The sequence below is a fragment of the Streptomyces liangshanensis genome (assembly GCF_011694815.1).
Taxonomy (GTDB): domain Bacteria; phylum Actinomycetota; class Actinomycetes; order Streptomycetales; family Streptomycetaceae; genus Streptomyces; species Streptomyces liangshanensis.
In genome coordinates this window covers 6,425,672-6,448,159 of sequence record NZ_CP050177.1, presented here as the reverse complement: position 1 = coordinate 6,448,159, position 22,488 = coordinate 6,425,672, and the positions used below count along the sequence as shown (strand labels likewise).

The following is a 22,488-nucleotide window of genomic DNA, read 5'->3' as shown; positions in this document are numbered from 1 at the left end:
GGTCCGACATCGGCCCCGCAGTTCTTGGAACGTCCGGGGGCCACCCCCATGATTCCCTTCCCGGGGCCTTTTCAGCCTCCGGACAGCACCCGGACCAGGTCTTCCGCCGTACGGCACCGGTCCAGCAGCTCCTTCACGTGGTTACGTGTACCGCGCAATGGTTCCAGCGTCGGCACCCGTTGCAGTGAGTCACGGCCCGGGAGGTCGAAGATGACCGAGTCCCAGGACGCGGCCGCCACGTCGTCCGCGTACTGCTCCAGGCACCGGCCCCGGAAGTAGGCCCTGGTGTCCTCAGGAGGCTTGGTCCTGGCGCGCTCGACGTCCGGCTCGTCGAGGAGCCGGGTCATCTTGCCGCGGGCCACCAGGCGGTTGTACAGGCCCTTCTCGGGCCGTACGTCCGCGTACTGGAGGTCCACGAGGTGCAGCCGCGCCGCGTCCCAGTCCAGGTTGTCCCGGCGGCGGTAGCCCTCCAGGATCTCGCGCTTGGTGATCCAGTCCAGCTCGCCCGACAGGCTCATCGGGTCGTTCTCCAGCCGGTTGAGCGTGTCCTCCCAGCGGACCAGGATGTCCTTGGTCTGCTCGTCGGCGTCGGCGCCGTACCGCTCCTCCGTGTACTTCCTGGCCAGCTCGAAGTACTCCATCTGGAGCTGCACCGCGGTGAGTGTCCGGCCGCTGCGCAGCGTGATCAGCCGGGCGAGGGTCGGGTCGTGCGAGACCTGGTGCAGGGTACGGACCGGCTGGTCGACGGCCAGGTCGACGTTGATGAAGCCGTCCTCGATCATCGAGAGGACGAGCGAGGTGGTGCCCAGCTTGAGGTAGGTGGAGATCTCCGACAGGTTCGCGTCGCCGATGATCACATGGAGTCTGCGGTATTTCTCGGCGTCGGAGTGCGGTTCGTCGCGGGTGTTGATGATGGGCCGCTTGAGTGTGGTCTCCAGCCCGACCTCGACCTCGAAGTAGTCGGCGCGCTGGCTGATCTGGAAGCCGTGCTCGTGGCCGTCCTGGCCGATGCCGACGCGGCCGGCGCCGGTGACGACCTGCCGGGAGACGAAGAAGGGCGTCAGGTGGCGCACGATGTCCGAGAAGGGGGTTTCCCGCTTCATCAGGTAGTTCTCGTGGGTGCCGTAGGACGCGCCCTTGTTGTCGGTGTTGTTCTTGTACAGGTGGATGGGCTGGGCGCCGGGGAGCTGCGCGGCCCGTTCGGCGGCCTCGGCCATGATGCGTTCGCCGGCCTTGTCCCAGAGGACGGCGTCGCGGGGGTTGGTGATCTCCGGGGAGCTGTATTCGGGGTGGGCGTGGTCGACGTAGAGCCGTGCCCCGTTGGTGAGGATCACGTTCGCCAGGCCGATGTCCTCGTCGGTGAGCTGGCTGGAGTCGGCCGTCTCCCGTGCGAGGTCGAAGCCCCGTGCGTCCCGCAGGGGGTTCTCCTCCTCGAAGTCCCAGCGGGCGCGGCGCGCCCGGTGCATCGCCGCCGCGTAGGCGTTGACGATCTGGGACGAGGTGAGCATGGCATTGGCGTTCGGGTGGCCCGGGACGGAAATGCCGTATTCCGTTTCGATGCCCATTACTCGCCGTACGGTCATGCGGCCCTCCTTGCCCGGCGTCGCTCCCGTCCGGGAGCGGCGCTCAAGTACCGCTGGTGCTCCGGTGCGCGTGCGGTGCCCGTCCCCGCACTGCGCGACTCGGCGGTATCACTGAGCCTAGAACGCCTGAGCGCTGGTGGGGAGATCATTTCCGTCATTGGCCTGGTGTGGTGGATGGTGCGGTGGAAACGGTGGCGGAAAGCAACCGGCTGCGGATGCCCTCGCGGACATCCGCAGCCGGTCCGCGCTTCTACAGGTATTGGCCGGTGTTCGCGACCGTGTCGATGGAGCGTCCGGTGTCCGCGCCCTGTTTTCCGGTGACGAGGGTGCGGATGAATACGATCCGCTCGCCCTTCTTTCCGGAGATCCTGGCCCAGTCGTCGGGGTTGGTGGTGTTGGGCAGGTCCTCGTTCTCCTTGAACTCGTCCACGCAGGCCTGGAGGAGGTGGGAGACGCGGAGGCCCTTCTGGTTGTGGTCGAGGAAGTCCTTGATGGCCATCTTCTTCGACCGGTCGACGATGTTCTGGATCATGGCGCCGGAGTTGAAGTCCTTGAAATAGAGGACTTCCTTGTCTCCGTTGGCGTACGTGACTTCGAGGAAGCGGTTCTCCTCGGACTCGGTGTACATCCGTTCGACCACGGTCTGGATCATGCCGTGCACAGCGTCGTCGCGGGAATTGTGGTGCTCGGAGAGATCGTCCGCGTGGAGGGGCAGCGAGGACTTGAGGTACTTGGCGAAGATGTCCTTCGCGGCCTCCGCGTCGGGGCGCTCGATCTTGATCTTCACATCGAGGCGTCCCGGCCGCAGGATCGCGGGGTCGATCATGTCTTCCCGGTTGGAGGCGCCGATGACGATGACGTTCTCCAGGCCTTCCACGCCGTCGATCTCGGCGAGGAGCTGGGGGACGATGGTGTTCTCCACGTCCGAGCTGACGCCGGATCCGCGGGTGCGGAAGAGGGATTCCATCTCGTCGAAGAAGACGATGACGGGGGTGCCCTCGCTGGCCTTCTCGCGGGCGCGCTGGAAGACGAGGCGGATGTGCCGCTCGGTCTCGCCGACGTACTTGTTGAGGAGTTCGGGGCCCTTGATGTTGAGGAAGTAGCTCTTCCCCGCGGGCTGGCCGGTGACTTCGGCGACCTTCTTGGCAAGGGAGTTGGCCACTGCCTTGGCGATGAGGGTCTTTCCGCAGCCGGGCGGGCCGTAGAGCAGGATGCCCTTCGGGGGCCGCAGTTCGTGTTCCTTGAAGAGGTCCGGGTGGAGGTACGGGAGCTCGACGGCGTCGCGGATCATTTCGATCTGGCCGCCGAGGCCGCCGATCTTGTCGTAGTCGACGTCGGGGACCTCTTCGAGGACGAGCTCTTCGACCTCGCTCTTGGGGATGACCTCGTAGACGTATCCGGAGCGGGGTTCGAGGAGCAGGGCGTCGCCGGGCCTGATGTTGATGTCGAGCAGGGGCTCCGCGAGCCGTACCACCCGTTCCTCGTCGGTGTGGCCGATCACCAGGGCGCGCTCGCCGTCCTCGAGGATCTCCTTGAGGGTGACGATGTCGCCGGCGCTCTCGTAGGCCATGGCCTCGACCACGTTGAGGGCCTCGTTGAGCATGAGTTCCTGGCCGCGTCTGAGCTCTTCGAGCTCGACGCTGGGGCTGACGTTCACCCGGAGCTTGCGGCCCCCGGTGAAGATGTCGGCCGTTCCGTCCTCGTTCGCCTGCAGGAAGACACCGAAGCCGGCCGGCGGCTGTGCGAGCCGGTCGACCTCTTCCTTGAGGGCCACGATCTGGTCGCGGGCCTCACGGAGCGTATTGGCGAGCCGCTCGTTCTGCGCGGACACACCCGCCAGGTTCGTCTGCAACTCGACGATCCGCTCTTCGAGAATCCTCGTGTGCCGCGGAGAGTCGGCGAGCTTTCGTCGCAGGACGGCGATTTCCTGCTCGAGATAGGCAACCTGGCCGGCTGGGTCTTCTGACCCCCGCCCCGGCCGGTTACCGCGGTTGATGTCGTCGTCGTGGGCTGCCACGGTCCTCACCTCCTCCAAGGGGAGCTGGACGCTTCCTGACCCTACCTGCGTGGGTGGTGATTGAAACCCCTAGATCACAAAGACTGCCGGCTGTGTCCGATCTTCACTCTTGCGCTCTCCTTCACGCTCCCTCACGCCAGTGCAATACCCACCCAGCGCCGTCGGAAAGCAGCCGGTTGTATCGTCGGAGTGTTCAACACCCGTCAGGGCTGGCGCGACTTACTCCATATTGCACCACCCGGCGCAGGAAACGGCAGGAGAGATGATCGTGCAGCAGGAGGCCACCGCCGAAGGCGCCACCGAGGTCCGCGAGCCCTTGGAGGTGTGGATCGACCAGGATCTGTGCACCGGGGACGGGATCTGTGTCCAGTACGCCCCGGAGGTCTTCGAGCTCGACATCGACGGTCTGGCGTATGTGAAGAGTGACGGGGACGAGCTGCTCCAGTCACCGGGAGCGACGACTCCGGTGCCGCTGACCCTGTTGCGTGACGTCGTGGACTCGGCGAAGGAGTGCCCCGGCGACTGCATTCACGTACGGCGCGTTTCGGACAGGGTGGAGGTGTACGGCCCTGACGCGGAGTGACGCGACCGGGGACCGCCCGTCACGCAGGGTGAGGGGTCGCCGCGAGGTGGCGGTGGCGGGGCGGCGGGTCAGACGCTCTGGGATCCGGGGCCCGTACCGCGTACGAAGGCGCCGTTCCGCCACTTCCAGGTGACCTGCTGCTTCTCGTCCGGGCAGCAGCGGGGGACGTCGGGGTTCGAGTAGCCCAGGAGGGTCGCCGTGACGGCGCCGTCGCGGACGGCGAGGCCGGGGCTGAGGCTCTGCTTCTCCTTGGGGTCCACGAGGGTGGCCACGATGCGGGCGCGGGTGGTGTCCTTCCCGGCCCGGGTGAGGACGTAGAGGCCGCTGGGCGGGGTGCCGGAGCCCGCGACGCAGCGGACGGCGGCGACGGTCTCGGGGTTCCCGTCGCCGTCGAGGTCGCCGGAGGCCTTCTGGGTGACGACGGTGCCCGCGTCGGCGCAGTCCAGCGGGAAGGTGACGCCGGCCGGGTCGGGGGCGGGCCCGGGGGCGTGGCCCGGCGCGGCGGTCGTGGTGGGACCCGAGCTGTCCTGGGAGGCGGTCGCGGGGCCCGGCTGGACGAGTCCGGCCACGGCCACGACGCCGGCCATCGCGGTCGCCGTGGCGAGCCAGTGCATCGGCCGGGGGCGGGTGTGCGCGAGGTCCGGGACGTCGGAGAGCTGCACGCGGAGGGTCTCCTGTGAGGGCGGTACCGGTGGGGAGACAGCATCGTGCCACACGTCACAGGGGTGTGGAACAGCGGGGTCCGTATCGCCAACACGAAGAAACCGCCGCCCGGTTCCCGTGACGGTCGGGGGAACTGGGCGGCGGTGCGGTGGTGTTGTGCGGACGGTCCGGGGCGTGCGCGGTCAGCGCGGGGCGCCGCCGCTGGCGCTGCCGGGGCCGTCGTAGTCGTCGCCGTACGCGCCCTTGGCGGGGCGTCGGCGGCGCAGGGGCGGTTCGACGCCGTCGGCGAGGCGGCGGGCGGTGATGAGGAAGCCGGTGTGGCCGATCATCCGGTGGTCGGGGCGGACGGCGAGGCCCTCGACGTGCCAGTTGCGGACCATGGATTCCCAGGCGGCCGGTTCGTTGAACGTGCCGAATTCCCGGATGGTCTCGACCGTGCGGGCGAGCTGGGTGGTGGTGGCGACGTAGGCGCAGAGGATGCCGCCGGGGACGAGCGCCTTGGAGACGGTCTCGATGCATTCCCAGGGGGCGAGCATGTCGAGGACGACGCGGTCGACGTCCGTGTCCGACAGGTTGTCCTGGAGGTCTCCGACGGTCAGCTGCCAGGCGGGGTGGGGTTCGCCGAAGTAGCGTTCCACGTTCTGCCGGGCGATCTCGGCGAAGTCCTCGCGGCGCTCGTAGGAGTGGAGCATGCCCTGGTCGCCGATGACCCGCAGCAGGAACGCGCTGAGGGAGCCGGAGCCCACACCGGCCTCGACGACGCGTGCGCCGGGGAAGATGTCGGCGAAGGCCAGGATCTGGCCGGCGTCCTTGGGGTAGACCACGGCGGCGCCGCGGGGCATGGACAGGACATAGTCGGGGAGCAGGGGGCGCAGCGCGAGGTAGGCGACGTTTCCCGTGGTTCGGACCACGCTGCCCTCGGGAGCACCGATCAGCTCGTCGTGCGGGAACGACCCTTTGTGGGTGTGGAAATTCTTCCCGGCTTCGAGCGTGAAGGTGTAGTGGCGTCCCTTGGGATCGGTGAGCTGGACCTGGTCCCCGACCTTGAAGGGCCCGCGTCGGCGGGCGGCACCGGTCGGTTCGGACATGTTGTTCAGCCTAGCTGGTTTATCCGGTGCCTCTGTCCGCCGGGCGGCCCGGGGGCCGGTCCGGCGGATGGGCGCTAGTGGGGTTCGGGGCGGGCCATGGCGGCGACGAACGCGCGTTCCACGTCGGCGGTGGAGAGGACGCCGTAGATCTCGCCGGTCTCCTCGACGACGAGGTACTCGGTGGCGGGGCTGGCCCTGAGGCGGTCCAGGAGGGCTTCGCCGGCGAGGTCGGCGGGGACCTTCATGCCTTCGTTGAGGTCCTGGGCGAGGCCGCTGACGGCGACCCAGGGGCGGCGGTGCTGGGGGACGCCGACGATGGCGGTCTCGCGGACGACTCCGGTGGGGTCGCCGTGGCCGTCGACGACGACGAGGGCGCGGGCTCCGGCCTCGTTGGCCCGGCGCAGGGCTTCGGAGAGGGGGGTGGTGGCCTCGACGGGGACGGCGCGGCGGGTGAGGACGCGGGCCTGGAGTTCGGGGAGGTGTTCGCGGAGGCGTGCCATGCGGAGGCTGTTGCCGGCGCCGGTCCAGATGATCGCGGCGAGGACGGCGGCGAGGAGGGCGTCGGTGACGGTCTCGAAGCCGCCGATGTCGCGGTTGGCGTTGCCGAGGGCGCCGGTCTGGGTGAGCAGGGGGAGGCCGATGAGGACGGCGACGGCGAGGGCGCGGCCGACCCAGGCGGCGGCGACGGTGCCGCTCATGGGTTTGCCGGTGATCTTCCAGACGACGGCGCGGAGCATGCGGCCGCCGTCGAGCGGGAGGCCGGGCAGGAGGTTGAAGGCGGCGACGATGAGGTTGGAGATCATCAGTCCGGCGAGGAGGACGCCGGGGACGCTGCCGGGGTCGACGGCGAGGAGGCCGAGGTAGAAGAGCCCGGAGAGGACGAGGGAGAGGAGGGGGCCCACGAAGGCGAGGACGAACTCGCGGCCGGGGGTCTCGGATTCCTTCTCGATCTCGGAGACGCCGCCGAAGAACTGGAGCTGGATCCGCCGCACGGGGAGTTTGAAGCGCAGGGCGGCGACGGTGTGGGCGAGTTCGTGGACGAGGACGGAGCCGTAGAACGCGACCGCGAAGAAGAGGGCGATCGCGTAGCGGACGGCGCCGAGCTCGGGCAGGACGCGGCCGAGCTGCCCGCCGAAGATCCAGGTGATCAGTGCGGCCACCAGGAACCAGCTGGGGGCGACGTAGACGGGTACGCCGAAGGGACGGCCCATGAGAATGCCGCCGCCGGGGTCGGCGGGGCGTGCCGGTTTGCCGCCGGGTGCCTGGTCCCCCTTCCGGGGTTGCGGCCGCCGGCTTTCGCCGCTCTCGTCGTCCTCTTTCACGGGGTCCCTTCGTCGGCGGCGCGGGTCACGCGCGGCATCTCGGTCGGTCATGCGGTGCGTGGGCCTCTGTGGTCGATGGTATTCCGCTCGCTGTCGGTGGCGGGCCGTAGGGTCTGCGTCATGAGTAGCAGCCGACCGCCCGCTTCGCTGTCGCCTTCCCGTGCGAGCGACTTCATGCAGTGTCCTTTGCTCTACCGCTTCCGGGTCATCGACAAACTGCCGCAGAAGCCCAGTGAGGCGGCGACTCGGGGGACGTTGGTGCATGCCGTGCTGGAGCGGTTGTTCGACGCGCCGGCCGCGGAGCGTACGGCTCCGCGCGCGAGATCGCTGGTGCCGGGGCAGTGGGACCGGTTGCTGGAGTCGCGTCCCGAGCTCGGTGAGTTGTTCGCGGGGGACGCGGAGGGCGAGCGGCTGACGCGCTGGCTGGCGGAGGCCGAACAGCTGGTGGAGCGGTGGTTCTCGCTGGAGGACCCGACGCGGCTGGAGCCGGCGGAGCGTGAGCTGTTCGTGGAGACGGAGCTGGAGTCGGGGCTGCGGCTGCGCGGGGTGATCGACCGGGTGGACGTGGCGCCGACGGGCGAGGTGCGGATCGTCGACTACAAGACGGGCAAGGCCCCCCGGCCGGAGTACGCGGAGGGGGCGCTGTTCCAGATGAAGTTCTACGCGCTGGTGGTGTGGCGGCTGAAGCGGGTGGTGCCGCGGCGTCTCCAGCTGGTCTATCTGGGCAGTGGCGAGGTCGTGACGTACGACCCGGTGGAGGCGGACCTGGAGCGGGTGGAGCGCAAGCTGCTGGCGCTGTGGGAGGCGATCGAGCTGGCGACGGAGACGGGTGACTGGCGGCCGCGGCCGACGAAGCTGTGCGGGTGGTGCGACCACCAGGAGATCTGTCCGGAATTCGGCGGTACGCCTCCGGTGTATCCGCTGTCGGTGCCGTCGGCGGAGGTGCCCGCGCAGCAGGCGGGTGAGGACAGCCCGTCCGTCGTCTGAGGAGGTCCGAGGGGGATCGGACGACCGGCGGCGTCGGGGTGGGGCGGTCAGGGCAGAATGGGGCGGGTCTATCGAAGGAGATCCCGTGACTGTCCGCGTCCTACTGGTCGACGACCAGCCGCTGTTGCGCACCGGCTTCCGGATGATCCTGGAGGCGGAGGGCGACATCGCGGTCGTCGGTGAGGCCGGGGACGGTCTTCAGGCCATCGACCAGGTGCGCGCGCTCCAGCCGGACGTGGTGCTGATGGACATCCGGATGCCGCGGATGGACGGGGTGGAGGCGACCCGGCAGATCACCGGCCCCGGCCGGGACGGTCCGGCGAAGGTGCTGGTCCTGACGACGTTCGACCTCGACGAGTACGTGGTGGAGGCGTTGCGGGCGGGGGCGAGCGGGTTCCTGCTGAAGGACGCGCCGGCGAACGAGCTGGTGCAGGCGATCCGGGTGGTGGCGGCGGGTGAGGCGATGCTCGCGCCGAGCGTCACGCGCCGGCTCCTGGACAAGTACGCGGATCACCTGCCGTCGGGCGAGGACACGGTGCCGGACACGCTGCACACGCTGACGGACCGCGAGGTCGAGGTGTTGAAGCTGGTGGCGCGGGGGTTGTCGAACGCGGAGATCGCCGCGGACCTGTTCGTCAGCGAGACGACGGTCAAGACGCACGTGGGGCACGTACTGACGAAGCTGGGGCTGCGGGACCGGGTCCAGGCGGCGGTGTACGCGTACGAGAGCGGCCTGGTGCGCCCCGGCGCCCAGTGAGGGGCCCCGGGGCGCGCCGGGCCGGTGTCAGTCGTCCTTGCTGATCTCCCAGAAGCGGAAGACGGTCGAGGCGTCGAGCGTCCATTCCAGCCCGGAGATGTTGTCGTAGGCGACCGCGTACTGCTTGCCCTGCCACAGCGGCAGGATGGGCAGGTCGCGGGCCACGTCGTCCTGGAGTTGCCCGAAGTCGCCCTCGGTGGCGCCGCGGTTGGCCTGGGCGGAGGTCTCGGGGATGATCCGGTCGGTGATGTCGGGGTTCTCGTAGTGGTTCTGGAGGACGTTGTCCTTGCCGAAGAACGGCTGCGTGAAGTTGTCCGGATCGGGGTAGTCCGGGACCCAGCCCTTGACGTAGACGCCGTACTTGCCGGCGGCGATGCCCTTCTCGTACTGGTCGAACGGTACGGAGCGCACGGTCGCGTCGAACAGGCCGCTCGCGTCGAGCTGGTCGGCGATGGCCCGGAACTCCTGGTCGGTGGCGGGGCCGTAGCGGCTGGGCGTGGACCACAGGGTGAGTTTCACCTTGCCGGTGATGCCCTCGGCCCGGAGCGCCTGCTTCGCCTTGGCGGGCTGCGGGCTGTCCCCGTACAGGTCGAAGAAGGCGGTGTTGTGGCCGGTGATGCCGGCCGGGACGATCGAGTAGAGCGGGGTCGCCGTGGACCGGTAGACCTTGCTGACGAGGGCGTCGCGGTCCACGAGGTAGGCGATGGCCTCACGGACGCCGTGGCGTCCGACGACGGGGTCGTCCATGTTGAAGACGAGGTCCTGCACCTCGGCGCTGCTGCCCTCGACGACGTCGATGCCCTTGTTCGAGGCGGCGGTGGAGTCCTGGAGCGCGTCGATGTCGGGGGCGGTCAGGCCGCGGTACGCGACATCGATGTCACCCTTCTCCAGGGCGGTGGCGAGCTTCTTCTGGTTGCCGTGGAAGAGGCTCAGCGTGATGCCCGAGTTCTTGACCTGGGCGGTGCCGTGGTAGCGGGAGTTCACGCCGAAGACGGCCTTGGAGTCGTCGAGCGAGCTGAGGGTGTACGGCCCCGAGCCGACGGCCTTGCCGTCCTTGCGCAGGCTGCCGGCGGGGTAGGCGCGGTGGTCGACGATGGAGCCGGCGCCCGAGGCGATCTTGCTGGGGAAGGTGGCGTCGGGGACCTTGAGGTGGAAGATCACGGTCCGGGCGTCGGGGGTGGCGATGGAGCCGATCGTGGACAGCAGCGGCGCGGGCCCGGCGGGGTCGTCGATCCTGATGGCCCGCTCGAAGGAGAACTTGACGTCCTCGGAGGTGAGGGAGTCGCCGTTGCTGAAGGTGAGGCCGTCCCGCAGGGTGCAGCGGTAGGTCGTGCTGCCGTTCTCGAAGGAGCAGGCCCGCGCGGCTTCCGGCTGGGGGACGGCGCCGCCCCGGGGGAAGCTCATCAGTGACTGGAAGACGTTGTTGAACAGGAGCCAGGATCCGGGGTCGTAGCCCGCGGCGGGATCCGTGGCGAGGACGTCGTCCGACATGCCGACGACGATCGACTTGCCGGTGTCGGCCGCTCCCCCGTCCTGCTGAGTGCCGCAACCGCCGAGCAGGGCGATCGCGAGCCCCGCTCCGAGCGGAGCGCTGGTCCATTTACCGGTGCGTGCCTTCACAGAACGTGCCTCGTGCTTTCTGCCGGCCGCGCGGGGGTCCGCCCGCGCGGCCGGTGGGATCAGGATCCGGCGGTGCCACGCCCCAGTTCCCAGAGGTGCAGGTTGGCGCCCGAGTCGAGCGCCCACTCCACCCCGAAGATGTCGTCCCGGGCGGCGATGTACTGCTTGCCCTGCCACAGCGGCAGCATCGGTACGTCGGAGGAGACGATGTTCTGGAGCTCGGCGAAGGTGTTCGACGCGGCGCTGCGGTCGGCCTCACGGCGCGACTCGGGGATCAGCGTGTCGATCGCCCTCTTGTTGGCGTAGGGGCTGCTGAGAATGTTGTCCTTGTCCAGGAACGGTGCGATGTAGTTGTCCGGGTCGGGGAAGTCGGGGAACCAGCCGAGGCCGAAGATCGGGAACTTGCCCTCGTTCTTCTTGGGCAGGAAGGTCGCCCACGGTTCACCCTTGAGATCCACGTCGAACAGCCCGCTGGAGTTCAACTGATCCCGAAGTGTCTCGAATTCCTTCTTCGTCGCGGCACCGTAGTGGTCGGTGGTGTAGTTCAGCGTGATCTTCACCGGGGTCGGGATGTTGGCCTCGGAGAGGAACTTGGCGGCTTCCGTCTTGTTGCCGTCGCCGTACTCGTTGAAGAACGAGTTGGTGTGCCCGGTGATGCCGGACGGGATGACCGAGTACAGCGGGTCGGCCATCGGGCCGTAGACCTTCTTGATGAGGTCACCGCGGTTGACGACGGAGGCGATGGCCTGGCGTACGGCCTTGTCCTTGACGACCGGCGCGTTGGTGTTGAAGGCGAGGTAGCGGATCTCCTGACCCGGTATCTCGGTGAGGTTGACGTGCTCCTCGGGCTTGGCCTGCATGTTCTGGATCTGCTCGGGCGTCATCGAACGGTTCATCACGTCGATGTCGCCCTTCTCCAGCGCGGCGGCCATGTCCTCGGCGGTGGGGAAGTACCGGATCTCGACCTTGCTGTTCTGGAGCTTCAGGGCGCCCTTGTACTTGGGGTTCTTGGTGTAGACGGCCTTCATCATCTTGCCGTCCTTCACCTCCGCCTTGAAGGTGTACGGCCCGGAGCCCTCGATCGTGAAGCCGTCGAGGAGCTTCTTCGGCGCGTAGACCTTGGGGTCGATGATGCCGGCGATGGGCGTCGAGAGCTTGTACGGGAACGTGGCGTCCGCCGTCTTGAGGTGGAAGATGACCTCGTTGCCGCTGGTCTCGATCTTGTCGATGTTGGCCAGCAGGCCGACGGCCCCGTTGGGGTCGTTGATGTTGCTGACGCGCTCGATGGAGTACTTGACGTCCTCGGCGGTGATCGGGTCGCCGTTGGAGAACGTGAGGCCCGAGCGCAGGGTGCAGCGGTAGCTCTCGCTGCCGGTGTCGGTGAAGCCGCACTGGCTGGCCGCGTCCGGCAGGGGCTCGCCGCCGCCGCGCGGGATGTACAGCAGCGTCTGGATCGTCTGCTTGAGAAGGTTCCAGGTGTTGGTGTCGTAGGTGTACGCCGGGTCCACGGGGGCCGGGGCTTCCTTGGTCGCCACGAACGGGTCCGTGGTGCCCACGACAATGGCATCACCGCCGCCTGAGCCGCCGTCCGAGCCGCCACAACCGGCGAGCACGGGCGCAAGCAGGCCGACCACGGCCGACAGCACCAAAGTCTTGCGGTTCATCCTGGACGTACTCCTCATCCGGCACTGGGATACAGCGGTGCAAATGGGAGACTCCGCCGCCGCCACCCGTTCGGGGCAGTGCGATCGGGCCGGGATACAGGGCGATCGGTCCTGTCGTCGCGGCGACTTGATGGGCCGCCGGGACATGCTGTTGGTGCGGCGAAGTACTCGCGACGAGATTAGTCCGCGGCGCCGGGAGGGCCGGACCGGGGCCGAAGTGGTGCGTCATCACAAAGTGACCGGCCATAGCGGCGAGTTGATGTCCCGCCTCCGGCAGGTTTCGTACACGCCTTGACCAATCGGGACACAAGGGCCCATCGGAGCCGCCTCCCGACAGGCATGTGGCCGCCACGCCAGTCCCCAGCGCCTCACGGAGGCGTGATAAAGCTCACTGCGTGAACCGTGAGCCGATCACGCCGCCGCGGCGTCCGGGTCACGGAAAATACACGGTCCGATGCGATGAGTTTCCGATTGTATCCAATAACCACGCGGTGTGGGTCAGTCAGTCGCGGCGCGTCATCAGGCCCCGCAGGAAGACGAGGTCGATCTCTTCGAGCGAGGAGACGACCGCGCGGCCCTCGGAGGGCGCGATCGGGGCGACGGAGGGCACCGCGACGACCTTGCACCCGGCCGCCTCCGCGGAGGCCACGCCGGTGGCCGTGTCCTCGACGACGGCGCAGCGCGCCGGGTCGGCGCCCAGGCCGCGGGCGGCGATCAGGTAGGGGTCGGGGTGCGGTTTGGTACGGGGCACCTCGTCGCCGGCGACGGTGAGGGCGAAGTACTGCGGGCCGAGGGAGAGCAGCACGCGGTCGATGATGCGCCGGTGGGACGCGGAGACCAGGGCGGTGGGCACGTCGTGGGCGGCCAGTTCGGCCAGGAGTCTCGCGGCGCCGGGCATCATGGGCACGCCGAGGCCGATCCGGTCCTCGAACTTCGCGTTGAGCAGTACGGTCAGCTCGTCCAGGGTGACGGCGGCGCCGGTGGCCTCGATGAGGAAGGCAGCGCTGCGGGTCATGGGGCCGCCGACGACGACGTGGCGCCAGGACTCGTCGAGGGCGTGGCCGAGGTCCTTGAAGACCTCCACCTCGGCGTCCCACCAGAAGCCCTCGGTGTCGACCAGGGTGCCGTCCATGTCGAGAAGGACGGCCTGGAGGGCGGAGCCTTCGGCCGTTCGGGTCAACGATGCGGGGACCGTACTGGTCATCCGGCACACCTCCGTGGGGGACGGGAAGGCCGGTCGCCTGTTCCACGGGGAATCCCCCCGGGACAGGCGACCGGCCTGCGCTGGACCGACCAGTGTACGGGGCCGCCGATCTCCGCGCGCGCCGGATAGGGCGAGGCGGGCGCCGGGGCGGGTCAGCGGGCGTTGAAGTACTTCGCCTCGGGGTGGTGGATGATGATCGCGTCCGTGGACTGCTCGGGGTGGAGCTGGAACTCCTCCGAGAGCTGGACGCCGATGCGCTCGGGCCGGAGCAGCTCGGCGATCTTCGCCCGGTCCTCCAGGTCGGGGCAGGCCCCGTACCCGAGGGAGAAGCGGGCGCCCCGGTACTTGAGCGCGAACATGTCCTCGACCTCGGCGGGGTCCTCGCCGGCGAAGCCGAGTTCGGAGCGGACCCGGGCGTGCCAGTACTCGGCGAGGGCCTCGGCGAGCTGGACGGAGAGACCGTGCAGTTCGAGGTAGTCGCGGTAGGCGTTCTTCTCGAAGAGTTCGGCGGTGGTCTCGCCGATCTTCGAGCCGACGGTGACGACCTGGAGGCCGACGACGTCCGTCTCGCCGGACTCCTCGGGGCGGAAGAAGTCCGCCAGGCAGAGGCGGCGGCCGCGGCGCTGGCGGGGGAAGGTGAAGCGGGTGCGCTCCGAGCCGTCCTCGCCGAGCAGGATGAGGTCGTCGCCCTTGGACACGCAGGGGAAGTAGCCGTAGACGACGGCCGCTTCGAGCATGCCGCCGGTGTGCAGCTGGTCGAGCCAGCCGCGCAGGTGGGGCCGGCCCTCGGTCTCGACGAGCTCCTCGTACGTCGGGCCGCCCTTGCGGGCTTCCTTGAGGCCCCACTGCCCCTTGAAGAGGGCGCCTTCGTCGAGCCAGGAGGCGTACTCCTTGAGCTGGATGCCCTTGACGACGCGGGTGCCCCAGAACGGCGGGGTGGGCAGCGGGTTGTCGGTGGCGACGTCGGAGCGGGCGGCGCCCTCCTCGGGGCGTTCCTCCACGACGGCGTTGGTGGTGGCCTTGACGCGGCGCTGCTTGAGTTCGGGGAGGGTGGCGCCGGGGACGCCGCGCTTGACGGCGATGAGGGCGTCCATGAGGCGCAGGCCCTCGAACGCGTCGCGGGCGTAGCGGACCTCGCCCTCGTAGATCTCGTGGAGGTCCTGTTCGACGTAGGCGCGGGTGAGGGCGGCTCCGCCGAGGATGACCGGGTAGTCGGCGGCCATCCGGCGCTGGTTGAGCTCCTGGAGGTTCTCCTTCATGATCACGGTCGACTTCACCAGCAGCCCCGACATGCCGATGACGTCGGCGCGGTGCTCCTCGGCGGCTTCGAGGATCGCGGAGACGGGCTGCTTGATGCCGAGGTTGACCACGTTGTAGCCGTTGTTGGAGAGGATGATGTCCACGAGGTTCTTGCCGATGTCGTGGACGTCGCCGCGGACGGTGGCGAGCACGATCGTGCCCTTGCCCTCGGCGTCGCTCTTCTCCATGTGCGGTTCGAGGTAGGCGACCGCCGTCTTCATGACCTCGGCGGACTGGAGGACGAACGGCAGCTGCATCTGGCCGGAGCCGAAGAGCTCGCCGACGACCTTCATGCCGTTCAGCAGGGTGTCGTTGACGATCTCCAGGGCGGGGCGCGTGGTGAGGGCCTCGGCGAGGTCGGCCTCCAGGCCGTTCTTCTCGCCGTCGATGATGCGGCGCTCCAGGCGCTCGCCGAGCGGGAGGGCCATCAACTCCTCGGCGCGGCCGTCCTTCATCGACTTCATGTTGACGCCCTCGAACAGCGCCATGAGCTTCTGGAGCGGGTCGTAGCCCTCCTCGCGCCGGTCGTGGATCAGGTCGAGGGCGACCTTGACCTGCTCCTCCTCCAGGCGGGCGATCGGCAGGATCTTGGAGGCGTGCACGATCGCCGAGTCCAGGCCGGCCTTGACGCATTCGTCGAGGAAGACGGAGTTGAGGACGACGCGGGCGGCCGGGTTGAGGCCGAAGGAGATGTTGGACAGGCCGAGGGTGGTCTGTACGTCGGGGTGGCGGCGCTTGAGTTCGCGGATGGCGTCGATGGTGGCGATGCCGTCCTTGCGGGACTCCTCCTGGCCGGTGCAGATGGTGAAGGTCAGGGTGTCGATGAGGATGTCCGACTCGTGGACGCCCCAGTTCCCGGTGAGGTCGGCGATGAGCCGTTCGGCGATGGCGACCTTGTGCTCGGGGGTACGGGCCTGGCCGTCCTCGTCGATGGTGAGCGCGATGAGCGCGGCGCCGTGCTCGACGGCGAGTTCGGTGACCTTGTGGAAGCGGGACTCGGGGCCGTCGCCGTCCTCGTAGTTGACGGAGTTGATGACGGCGCGGCCGCCGAGCTTCTCCAGTCCGGCGCGCAGGACGGGCAGCTCGGTGGAGTCGAGGACGATGGGGAGGGTGGAGGCGGTGGCGAAGCGGCCGGCGAGTTCGGCCATGTCGGCGGCGCCGTCGCGGCCCACGTAGTCGACGCAGAGGTCCAGCAGGTGGGCGCCTTCGCGGATCTGGTCGCGGGCCATCTCGACGCAGTCGTCCCAGCGGCCTTCGAGCATGGCCTCGCGGAACTTCTTCGAGCCGTTGGCGTTGGTGCGCTCGCCGATGGCGAGGAACGCGGCGTCCTGGCGGAAGGGCACGGTCTGGTAGAGGGACGCGGCGCCGGGCTCGGGGCGCGGGTCGCGGACGGTGGGCACCGCGTCGCGGACGCGCTCCACGACCTGGCGCAGGTGCTCGGGGGTCGTACCGCAGCAGCCGCCGACCAGGGACAGGCCGTACTCGCGGACGAACGTCTCCTGCGCGTCGGCGAGCTCGCCCGGGGACAGCGGGTAGTGCGCGCCGTCCTTGCCGAGGACGGGGAGGCCGGCGTTGGGCATGCAGGACAGGGGGATACGGGAGTGCCGGGCGAGGTAGCGCAGGTGCTCGCTCATCTCGGCGGGCCCGGTGGCGCAGTTGAGGCCGATCATGTCGATGCCGAGGGGTTCGAGGGCGGTGAGGGCCGCGCCGATCTCGGAGCCGAGGAGCATCGTGCCGGTCGTCTCGACGGTCACGGAGCAGATGATGGGCAGGTTCGCGCCGGTGGCGGCGAGGGCGCGGCGGGCGCCGAGGACGGCGGCCTTGGTCTGGAGCAGGTCCTGGGTGGTCTCCACCAGGAGGGCGTCGGCGCCGCCGGCGATCATGCCTTCGGCGTTCTGCTGGTAGGCGTCGCGCAGGGTGAGGTACGGGGCGTGGCCGAGGGTCGGCAGTTTCGTGCCGGGGCCCATCGAGCCGAGGACCCAGCGCTGCTGTCCGGTGCTGGTGGTGAACTCGTCGGCGACCTCGCGGGCGATCCTGGCGCCGGCCTCGGCGAGCTCGAAGACCCGGTCGGCGATGTCGTACTCGGCGAGGGCGGCGTAGTTGGTGCCGAAGGTGTTGGTCTCGACGCAGTCGACGCCGACGGCGAAATACTCTTCGTGGACGTGGCGGACGATGTCCGGGCGGGTCACGTTGAGGATCTCGTTGCAGCCTTCGAGCTGCTCGAAGTCCTCCATGGTGGGGTCCTGCGCCTGGAGCATCGTGCCCATCGCGCCGTCGGCGACGACCACGCGGGTGGCCAGTGCCTCGCGGAGGGCTTCGATCCGGCTCTTGCTGTCGGTGGAGGGTGCTGGCGACGAGGCCATGAAGGTACTCCCGGGTTGCGACGGCTGTCGGCTTTGCGGCGTCTGAGGACGGCGCACCGGGCCAGCGTAGCCGGGCGGGCCCGGGAACGGGGCGCCATTCCGGCCGCCGGACGGGCGGTGGGCCTGTGTCGGCGTGTCGTGTCCGCGATGACAAAAGGTCGGCATCGGCCGATAGTGTTCAGCATTGTCGAACTGTGTGGGGTACGAAGCACACGTACGGGAGGTCCGGCCGATGGCGAAGAACATCCAGTCGCTGGAACGGGCGGCGGCCATGCTGCGCCTGCTGGCGGGCGGCGAGCGGCGGCTCGGCCTCTCGGACATCGCCGCCTCGCTGGGACTGGCCAAGGGGACGGCGCACGGCATCCTGCGGACCCTCCAGGCGGAGGGCTTCGTGGAGCAGGAGCCGGCCTCGGGCCGCTACCAGCTGGGGGCGGAGCTGCTCCGTCTGGGGAACAGCTATCTGGACGTGCACGAGCTGCGGTCGCGGGCGCTGGTCTGGACGGACGACCTGGCGCGGTCGAGCGGGGAGAGCGTGCACCTGGGGGTGGTGCACCAGCAGGGGGTGCTGATCGTCCACCACGTGTTCCGGCCCGACGACAGCAGGCAGGTCCTGGAGGTGGGGGCCATGCAGCCGCTGCACTCGACGGCGCTGGGGAAGGTGCTGTCGGCGTACGACCCGGTGGCGCACAGCGAGGCCCTGGAGGGCGAGCGTACGGCGCTCACGCCGCGGACCGTCACCGGAGCGGCGGAGTTCGAGGAGATCCTCGACCTGACCCGGGCGCGGGGGTGGGCGGTGGACGTCGAGGAGACGTGGGAGGGGGTCGCGGCGGTGGCCGCGCCCATCCATGACCGCAGGAAGATGCCGGTCGGAGCCATAGCGATCACCGGTGCGGTCGAACGCATCTGCAAGGACGGGGAGGTACGTCCCGAGCTGGTGGCGGCGGTGCGCGAGTGCGCCCGTTCGGTCTCCCGGGACATCGGCGCCGGGCGCTTTTGAGCGGTATGGCGGATCATGAGTAGTACGAGGTTTCGGTTCCCGGACCCTTGACTGCATGTTGGACACAGGAGAAAACTGCCGTTCAGCGGTCGGCATTGTCGAACACTTACCGGTAATGCGAGTTAGTGTGGGACAGCGCCAGTGGCCGGCAACGCTCTCGTGTGAGGGCGCGGGCCCCTGGCGTGTGCCGGAGGCCCGCCTCCCCCTGGACAAAGGAGTCTCGGGTGTCCAACTTTGACATCTTCATAGGCGAGACCACAGGTACCGCCATCCTGATCCTGCTCGGCGGCGGCGTTGTCGCCGCCGTGGTGCTCAAGCGCTCGAAGGCCCGCGACGCGGGCTGGCTGGCCATCAGCTTCGGCTGGGGCTTCGCCGTACTGACCGGCGCTTACCTGTCGGCGGGGATCTCCGGCGCACAGCTCAATCCGGCGGTCACCCTCGGCCTGGCGATCGAGGGCGGTACCAAGTGGAGCGACGTACCGCTCTACATCGGCTCCCAGATGCTGGGGGCCATCATCGGCGCGTTCCTGGTCTGGGTCACCTACATGGGTCAGTTCGCGGCCCACCTCACCGACCCGGAGATCCTCGCGGCCCAGCCCGGTACGGAGGGGCTGGTCGACCAGAAGGCGGCCCCCCAGGCCGGTCCGGTCCTCGGGATCTTCTCCACGGGACCGGAGATCCGGAACGTCCTCCAGAACGTGCTGACCGAGATCATCGCCACGTTCGTCCTGGTCATCGCGATCCTCACCCAGGGGCTCAACAACTCGGGCAACGGCCTCGGCACGATCGGCGTGCTGATCACCGCGCTGGTCGTGGTGGGTATCGGCCTGTCTCTGGGCGGCCCCACGGGGTACGCGATCAATCCGGCCCGTGACCTGGGGCCCCGTATCGTGCACGCGCTCCTGCCGCTGCCCAACAAGGGCGGCTCCGACTGGAGCTACGCCTGGATACCGGTGGTGGCACCGCTGATCGGCGGCGCCGCGGCCGGCGGTTTCTACAACTGGGTCCTCGCCTGAGCCTGAGTCTCCTTATCCCTTCGCACAGAGCAGGAGCGAAACCGTGAGCGACGCAACCACCGGGACTTCCTCCCACGGCACCGGCCCTTTCATCGCGGCCATCGACCAGGGCACCACCTCCAGCCGCTGCATCGTCTTCGACGTCGACGGGCGCATCGTCGCCGTCGACCAGAAGGAACACGAACAGATCTTCCCCAAGCCCGGCTGGGTGGAGCACAACGCCACCGAGATCTGGACCAACGTCCAGGAAGTCGTGGCGAACGCCATCCAGAAGGCGGGCATCACCAAGAAGGACGTCCTCGCGATCGGCATCACCAACCAGCGCGAGACCACCATGCTCTGGGACAAGAACACCGGTGAGCCCGTCCACAACGCGATCGTCTGGCAGGACACCCGTACGGGCGCGCTCGTCCGCGAGCTGGGCCGCAACGTCGGCCAGGACCGCTTCCGCCGCGAGACGGGCCTGCCGCTGGCGACCTACTTCGCGGGGCCCAAGGCCCGCTGGTTGCTCGACAACGTCGAGGGCCTGCGCGAGCGCGCCGAGCGCGGCGACATCCTCTTCGGCACGATGGACTCCTGGGTCATCTGGAACCTGACCGGCGGGGTCAACGGCGGCGTGCACGTCACCGACGTCACCAACGCCTCCCGCACGATGCTGATGAGCCTCACCACCCTCCAGTGGGACCCGAAGCTCTGTTCCTCCATCGGCGTGCCCATCGGGATGCTGCCGGAGATCCGCTCCTCCGCCGAGGTGTACGGGAAGGCCAAGGGCGGCGCCCTCGACGGCATCCCGGTCGCCTCGGCGCTCGGCGACCAGCAGGCGGCCCTGTTCGGCCAGACCTGCTTCGAGGAGGGCGAGGCGAAGTCCACGTACGGCACGGGCACGTTCATGCTGATGAACACCGCCCACAAGCCGATCAACTCCTACTCCGGGCTGCTGACCACCGTCGGCTACCGCATCGGCGACCAGCCGGCCGTGTACGCCCTGGAGGGCGCGATCGCCGTCACCGGTTCGCTGGTGCAGTGGATGCGCGACCAGATGGGCCTGATCAAGTCGGCGCCCGAGATCGAGACCCTGGCCTCCTCCGTGGACGACAACGGCGGGGTGTACTTCGTCCCGGCGTTCTCGGGGCTCTTCGCCCCGCACTGGCGCTCCGACGCCCGCGGTGTCATCGCCGGCCTCACCGGCTACGTCACCAAGGCCCACATCGCCCGCGCGGTGCTGGAGGCGACCGCCTGGCAGACCCGCGAGATCAGCGACGCCATGACCAAGGACTCGGGCGTCGAGCTGACGACGCTCAAGGTCGACGGCGGCATGACCGCCAACAACCTGCTGATGCAGACGTTGTCCGACGTCCTGGACGCACCCGTGGTGCGCCCCATGGTCGCCGAGACGACCGCGCTCGGCGCCGCCTACGCCGCCGGGCTCGCCGTCGGCTTCTGGCCGGACACCGACGCCCTCAAGGCCAACTGGCGCAGGGCCGCCGAGTGGACGCCCCAGATGGACGCGGACACCCGCGAGCGTGAGTACAAGAGCTGGCTCAAGGCGGTCGACCGGACCATGGGCTGGCTCGACGAAGAAGACAGCTGAGGCCGGCCGGCCACGACGCACACCGGCCGCCGGTACCGGACGAGCTGACGAGGAGTCAACGATGAGCACCACCCTGCAGAGCGCCCCCGCACTGGGGACGCACCCGGCCGGCGGTTCCCTGCCGAGCCGCGCCCAGACCCGGGAACAGCTTTCCACGGCGACGTACGACCTCCTGGTGATCGGCGGCGGCATCCTGGGCATCTCCACCGCCTGGCATGCCTCCCAGTCGGGGCTGCGGGTGGCGCTGGTCGACGGCGGCGACTTCGCCGGCGCCACCTCGTCCGCCTCCTCCAAGCTGCTCCACGGCGGACTGCGCTACCTCCAGACCGGCGCGGTGAAGCTGGTCGCGGAGAACCACTTCGAGCGGCGTGCGGTGTCGCGGCAGGTGGCACCGCACCTGGCCAACCCGCTCACCTTCTACCTGCCCGTCTACAAGGGCGGGCCGCACGGCGCCACCAAGCTGGGCGCGGGCGTCTTCGCGTACTCCGCGCTCTCCGCGTTCGGCGACGGCGTGGGCCACGTGATCAGCCCGGCCAAGGCGCGGCGCGCCGTCCCCGAGTTGCGTACGGACAACCTCAAGGCCGTGGCCGTGTACGGCGACGACCAGATGAACGACGCCCGGATGGCGCTGATGACGGTCCGCGCGGCCGTCGACTCGGGCGCCACCGTGCTCAACCACGCCGAGGTCACCGGGCTGCGCTTCACCGGCGGCCGGGTCACCGGCGCGGAGCTCAAGGACGCCCTGGACGGCAGTGAGTTCAAGGTCGACGCCCGGCTGGTACTGAACGCCACCGGACCGTGGGTGGACCGGCTGCGGACCATGGAGGACGCGGCCTCGGAGCCGTCCATCCGCCTCTCCAAGGGCGCGCACCTGGTCCTGCGGCGCACCGCGCCGTGGAACGCGGCGCTCGCCACGCCCATCGACAAGTACCGCATCACCTTCGCCCTCCCCTGGGAGGACATGCTGGTGCTCGGGACGACGGACGAGGAGTACGTGGGCGACCCCGCGGACGTCGCCGTCAACGAGAAGGACATCCACCAGATCCTGGACGAGGCGTCGCTGTCCGTACGGGACCAGCAGCTCTCGCGGGACCTGATCACGTACTCGTACGCCGGTCTGCGGGTCCTGCCCGGCGGTCCCGGCGACACCTCCACGGCCAAGCGCGAGACGGTCGTGACCGAGGGCAGCGGCGGCATGCTGTCGGTGGCGGGCGGCAAGTGGACGACCTTCCGGCACATCGGCCGCATGGTCGTCAACAAGCTGGCGCAGCTGCCGGGGCACCCGCTGTCCGAGAACATGGAGCCGATCTCGGACCTGCCGAAGAAGCCCCCGCTGCCCGGGCTCGCCAACCCGCACGCGGTGGCGCACCGGCTGATGATCGACGGGGGCGGTACGGGACCGTCGATGGCGCCCGACACGGCCCACCACCTGGCGACGCACTACGGCACGCTGGCGTTCGACATCGCCCGTCTCGCCAACGAGCACGCGGAGTTGGGCGAGCGGATCCACCCGGACGCGCCCGAGATCTGGGCGCAGGTCGTCTACGCCCGGGACCGCGAGTGGGCCGAGACGGCGGACGACGTGCTGCGCCGGCGGACGACCCTGACGATCCGAGGACTGGCCACGGACGAGATCCGGGCGCGGATCGAGGCGATCCTCGCCAAGCGGGGCTGATCCGGCGGGCCGGTCCCGGCGGGCCGGCCCGTACGGCGGTGCCGTGTTCGCGCGGTGTC

At 69.3% G+C, this 22,488-nt stretch carries 16 protein-coding genes; 7 read left to right on the top strand and 9 right to left on the bottom strand.

Annotated elements, in window-relative coordinates; genetic code table 11:
- Positions 1-71: 71 nt before the first annotated feature.
- Entirely contained in the window at positions 72-1,583 is a 1,512-nt protein-coding gene (dop, locus tag HA039_RS27920) for a depupylase/deamidase Dop (protein ID WP_341830039.1), read from the bottom strand.
- Between the two features lie 250 nt (positions 1,584-1,833).
- Positions 1,834-3,600: a proteasome ATPase gene (gene arc / locus HA039_RS27915; RefSeq protein ID WP_167034112.1), complete on the bottom strand. Its 1,767-nt coding sequence runs from the start codon at positions 3,598-3,600 to the stop codon at positions 1,834-1,836.
- Positions 3,601-3,862: 262 nt separating this feature from the next.
- Here arc and HA039_RS27905 point away from each other — a divergent pair, with 262 nt between their 5' ends.
- Positions 3,863-4,183 carry a ferredoxin gene (locus tag HA039_RS27905; RefSeq protein WP_167034111.1) on the top strand — a complete coding sequence of 107 codons (321 nt, stop codon included), beginning with the start codon at positions 3,863-3,865 and terminating at the stop codon, positions 4,181-4,183.
- A gap of 68 nt (positions 4,184-4,251) precedes the next feature.
- Here the strand turns inward: HA039_RS27905 and HA039_RS27900 are convergent, their stop codons facing one another.
- The 3 genes from HA039_RS27900 to HA039_RS27890 form a co-directional block, all read right to left on the bottom strand.
- Positions 4,252-4,845, bottom strand: coding sequence for a hypothetical protein (locus HA039_RS27900; RefSeq protein WP_167034110.1), 594 nt, complete (start codon positions 4,843-4,845; stop codon positions 4,252-4,254).
- A gap of 183 nt (positions 4,846-5,028) precedes the next feature.
- Positions 5,029-5,934: a tRNA (adenine-N1)-methyltransferase gene (locus HA039_RS27895; RefSeq protein WP_167034109.1), complete on the bottom strand. Its 906-nt coding sequence runs from the start codon at positions 5,932-5,934 to the stop codon at positions 5,029-5,031.
- Positions 5,935-6,008: 74 nt separating this feature from the next.
- On the bottom strand, positions 6,009-7,256 hold the full coding sequence (locus tag HA039_RS27890) for a site-2 protease family protein (protein WP_167034108.1): 1,248 nt from the start codon (positions 7,254-7,256) through the stop codon (positions 6,009-6,011).
- A gap of 75 nt (positions 7,257-7,331) precedes the next feature.
- Between HA039_RS27890 and HA039_RS27885 the strand changes: the two genes are divergently transcribed.
- Entirely contained in the window at positions 7,332-8,243 is a 912-nt protein-coding gene (locus tag HA039_RS27885) for a RecB family exonuclease (RefSeq protein WP_167034107.1), read from the top strand.
- 85 nt (positions 8,244-8,328) lie between these two features.
- Positions 8,329-9,000, top strand: coding sequence for a response regulator (locus HA039_RS27880; protein WP_167034106.1), 672 nt, complete (start codon positions 8,329-8,331; stop codon positions 8,998-9,000).
- 27 nt (positions 9,001-9,027) lie between these two features.
- Here HA039_RS27880 and HA039_RS27875 read toward each other — a convergent pair whose 3' ends face one another.
- The 4 genes from HA039_RS27875 to metH all read right to left on the bottom strand — a co-directional run bounded on the left by HA039_RS27875 (position 9,028) and on the right by metH (position 17,150).
- On the bottom strand, positions 9,028-10,620 hold the full coding sequence (locus HA039_RS27875; RefSeq protein ID WP_167034105.1) for an ABC transporter substrate-binding protein: 1,593 nt from the start codon (positions 10,618-10,620) through the stop codon (positions 9,028-9,030).
- A 59-nt stretch (positions 10,621-10,679) separates the two neighbouring features.
- Positions 10,680-12,284 carry an ABC transporter substrate-binding protein gene (locus HA039_RS27870; protein WP_167034104.1) on the bottom strand — a complete coding sequence of 535 codons (1,605 nt, stop codon included), beginning with the start codon at positions 12,282-12,284 and terminating at the stop codon, positions 10,680-10,682.
- A gap of 502 nt (positions 12,285-12,786) precedes the next feature.
- Entirely contained in the window at positions 12,787-13,488 is a 702-nt protein-coding gene (locus HA039_RS27865) for an HAD family hydrolase (RefSeq protein WP_167034103.1), read from the bottom strand.
- A 152-nt stretch (positions 13,489-13,640) separates the two neighbouring features.
- On the bottom strand, positions 13,641-17,150 hold the full coding sequence (metH, locus tag HA039_RS27860; RefSeq protein WP_167034102.1) for a methionine synthase: 3,510 nt from the start codon (positions 17,148-17,150) through the stop codon (positions 13,641-13,643).
- Positions 17,151-17,382: 232 nt separating this feature from the next.
- On the opposite strand from metH, the gene HA039_RS27855 reads away from it, so the two are divergent.
- The 4 genes from HA039_RS27855 (at position 17,383) to HA039_RS27840 (ending at position 22,429) form a co-directional block, all read left to right on the top strand.
- Entirely contained in the window at positions 17,383-18,147 is a 765-nt protein-coding gene (locus tag HA039_RS27855) for an IclR family transcriptional regulator (protein WP_167037721.1), read from the top strand.
- 224 nt (positions 18,148-18,371) lie between these two features.
- Positions 18,372-19,163 (top strand): MIP/aquaporin family protein, encoded by a 792-nt coding sequence (locus tag HA039_RS27850; protein WP_167034101.1) that lies wholly within the window; start codon positions 18,372-18,374, stop codon positions 19,161-19,163.
- A gap of 43 nt (positions 19,164-19,206) precedes the next feature.
- Entirely contained in the window at positions 19,207-20,754 is a 1,548-nt protein-coding gene (glpK, locus tag HA039_RS27845) for a glycerol kinase GlpK (protein ID WP_167034100.1), read from the top strand.
- Between the two features lie 61 nt (positions 20,755-20,815).
- A complete protein-coding gene (locus tag HA039_RS27840) occupies positions 20,816-22,429 on the top strand; it encodes a glycerol-3-phosphate dehydrogenase/oxidase (RefSeq protein ID WP_167034099.1) in 1,614 nt (537 codons plus the stop codon).
- Positions 22,430-22,488: the final 59 nt, after the last annotated feature.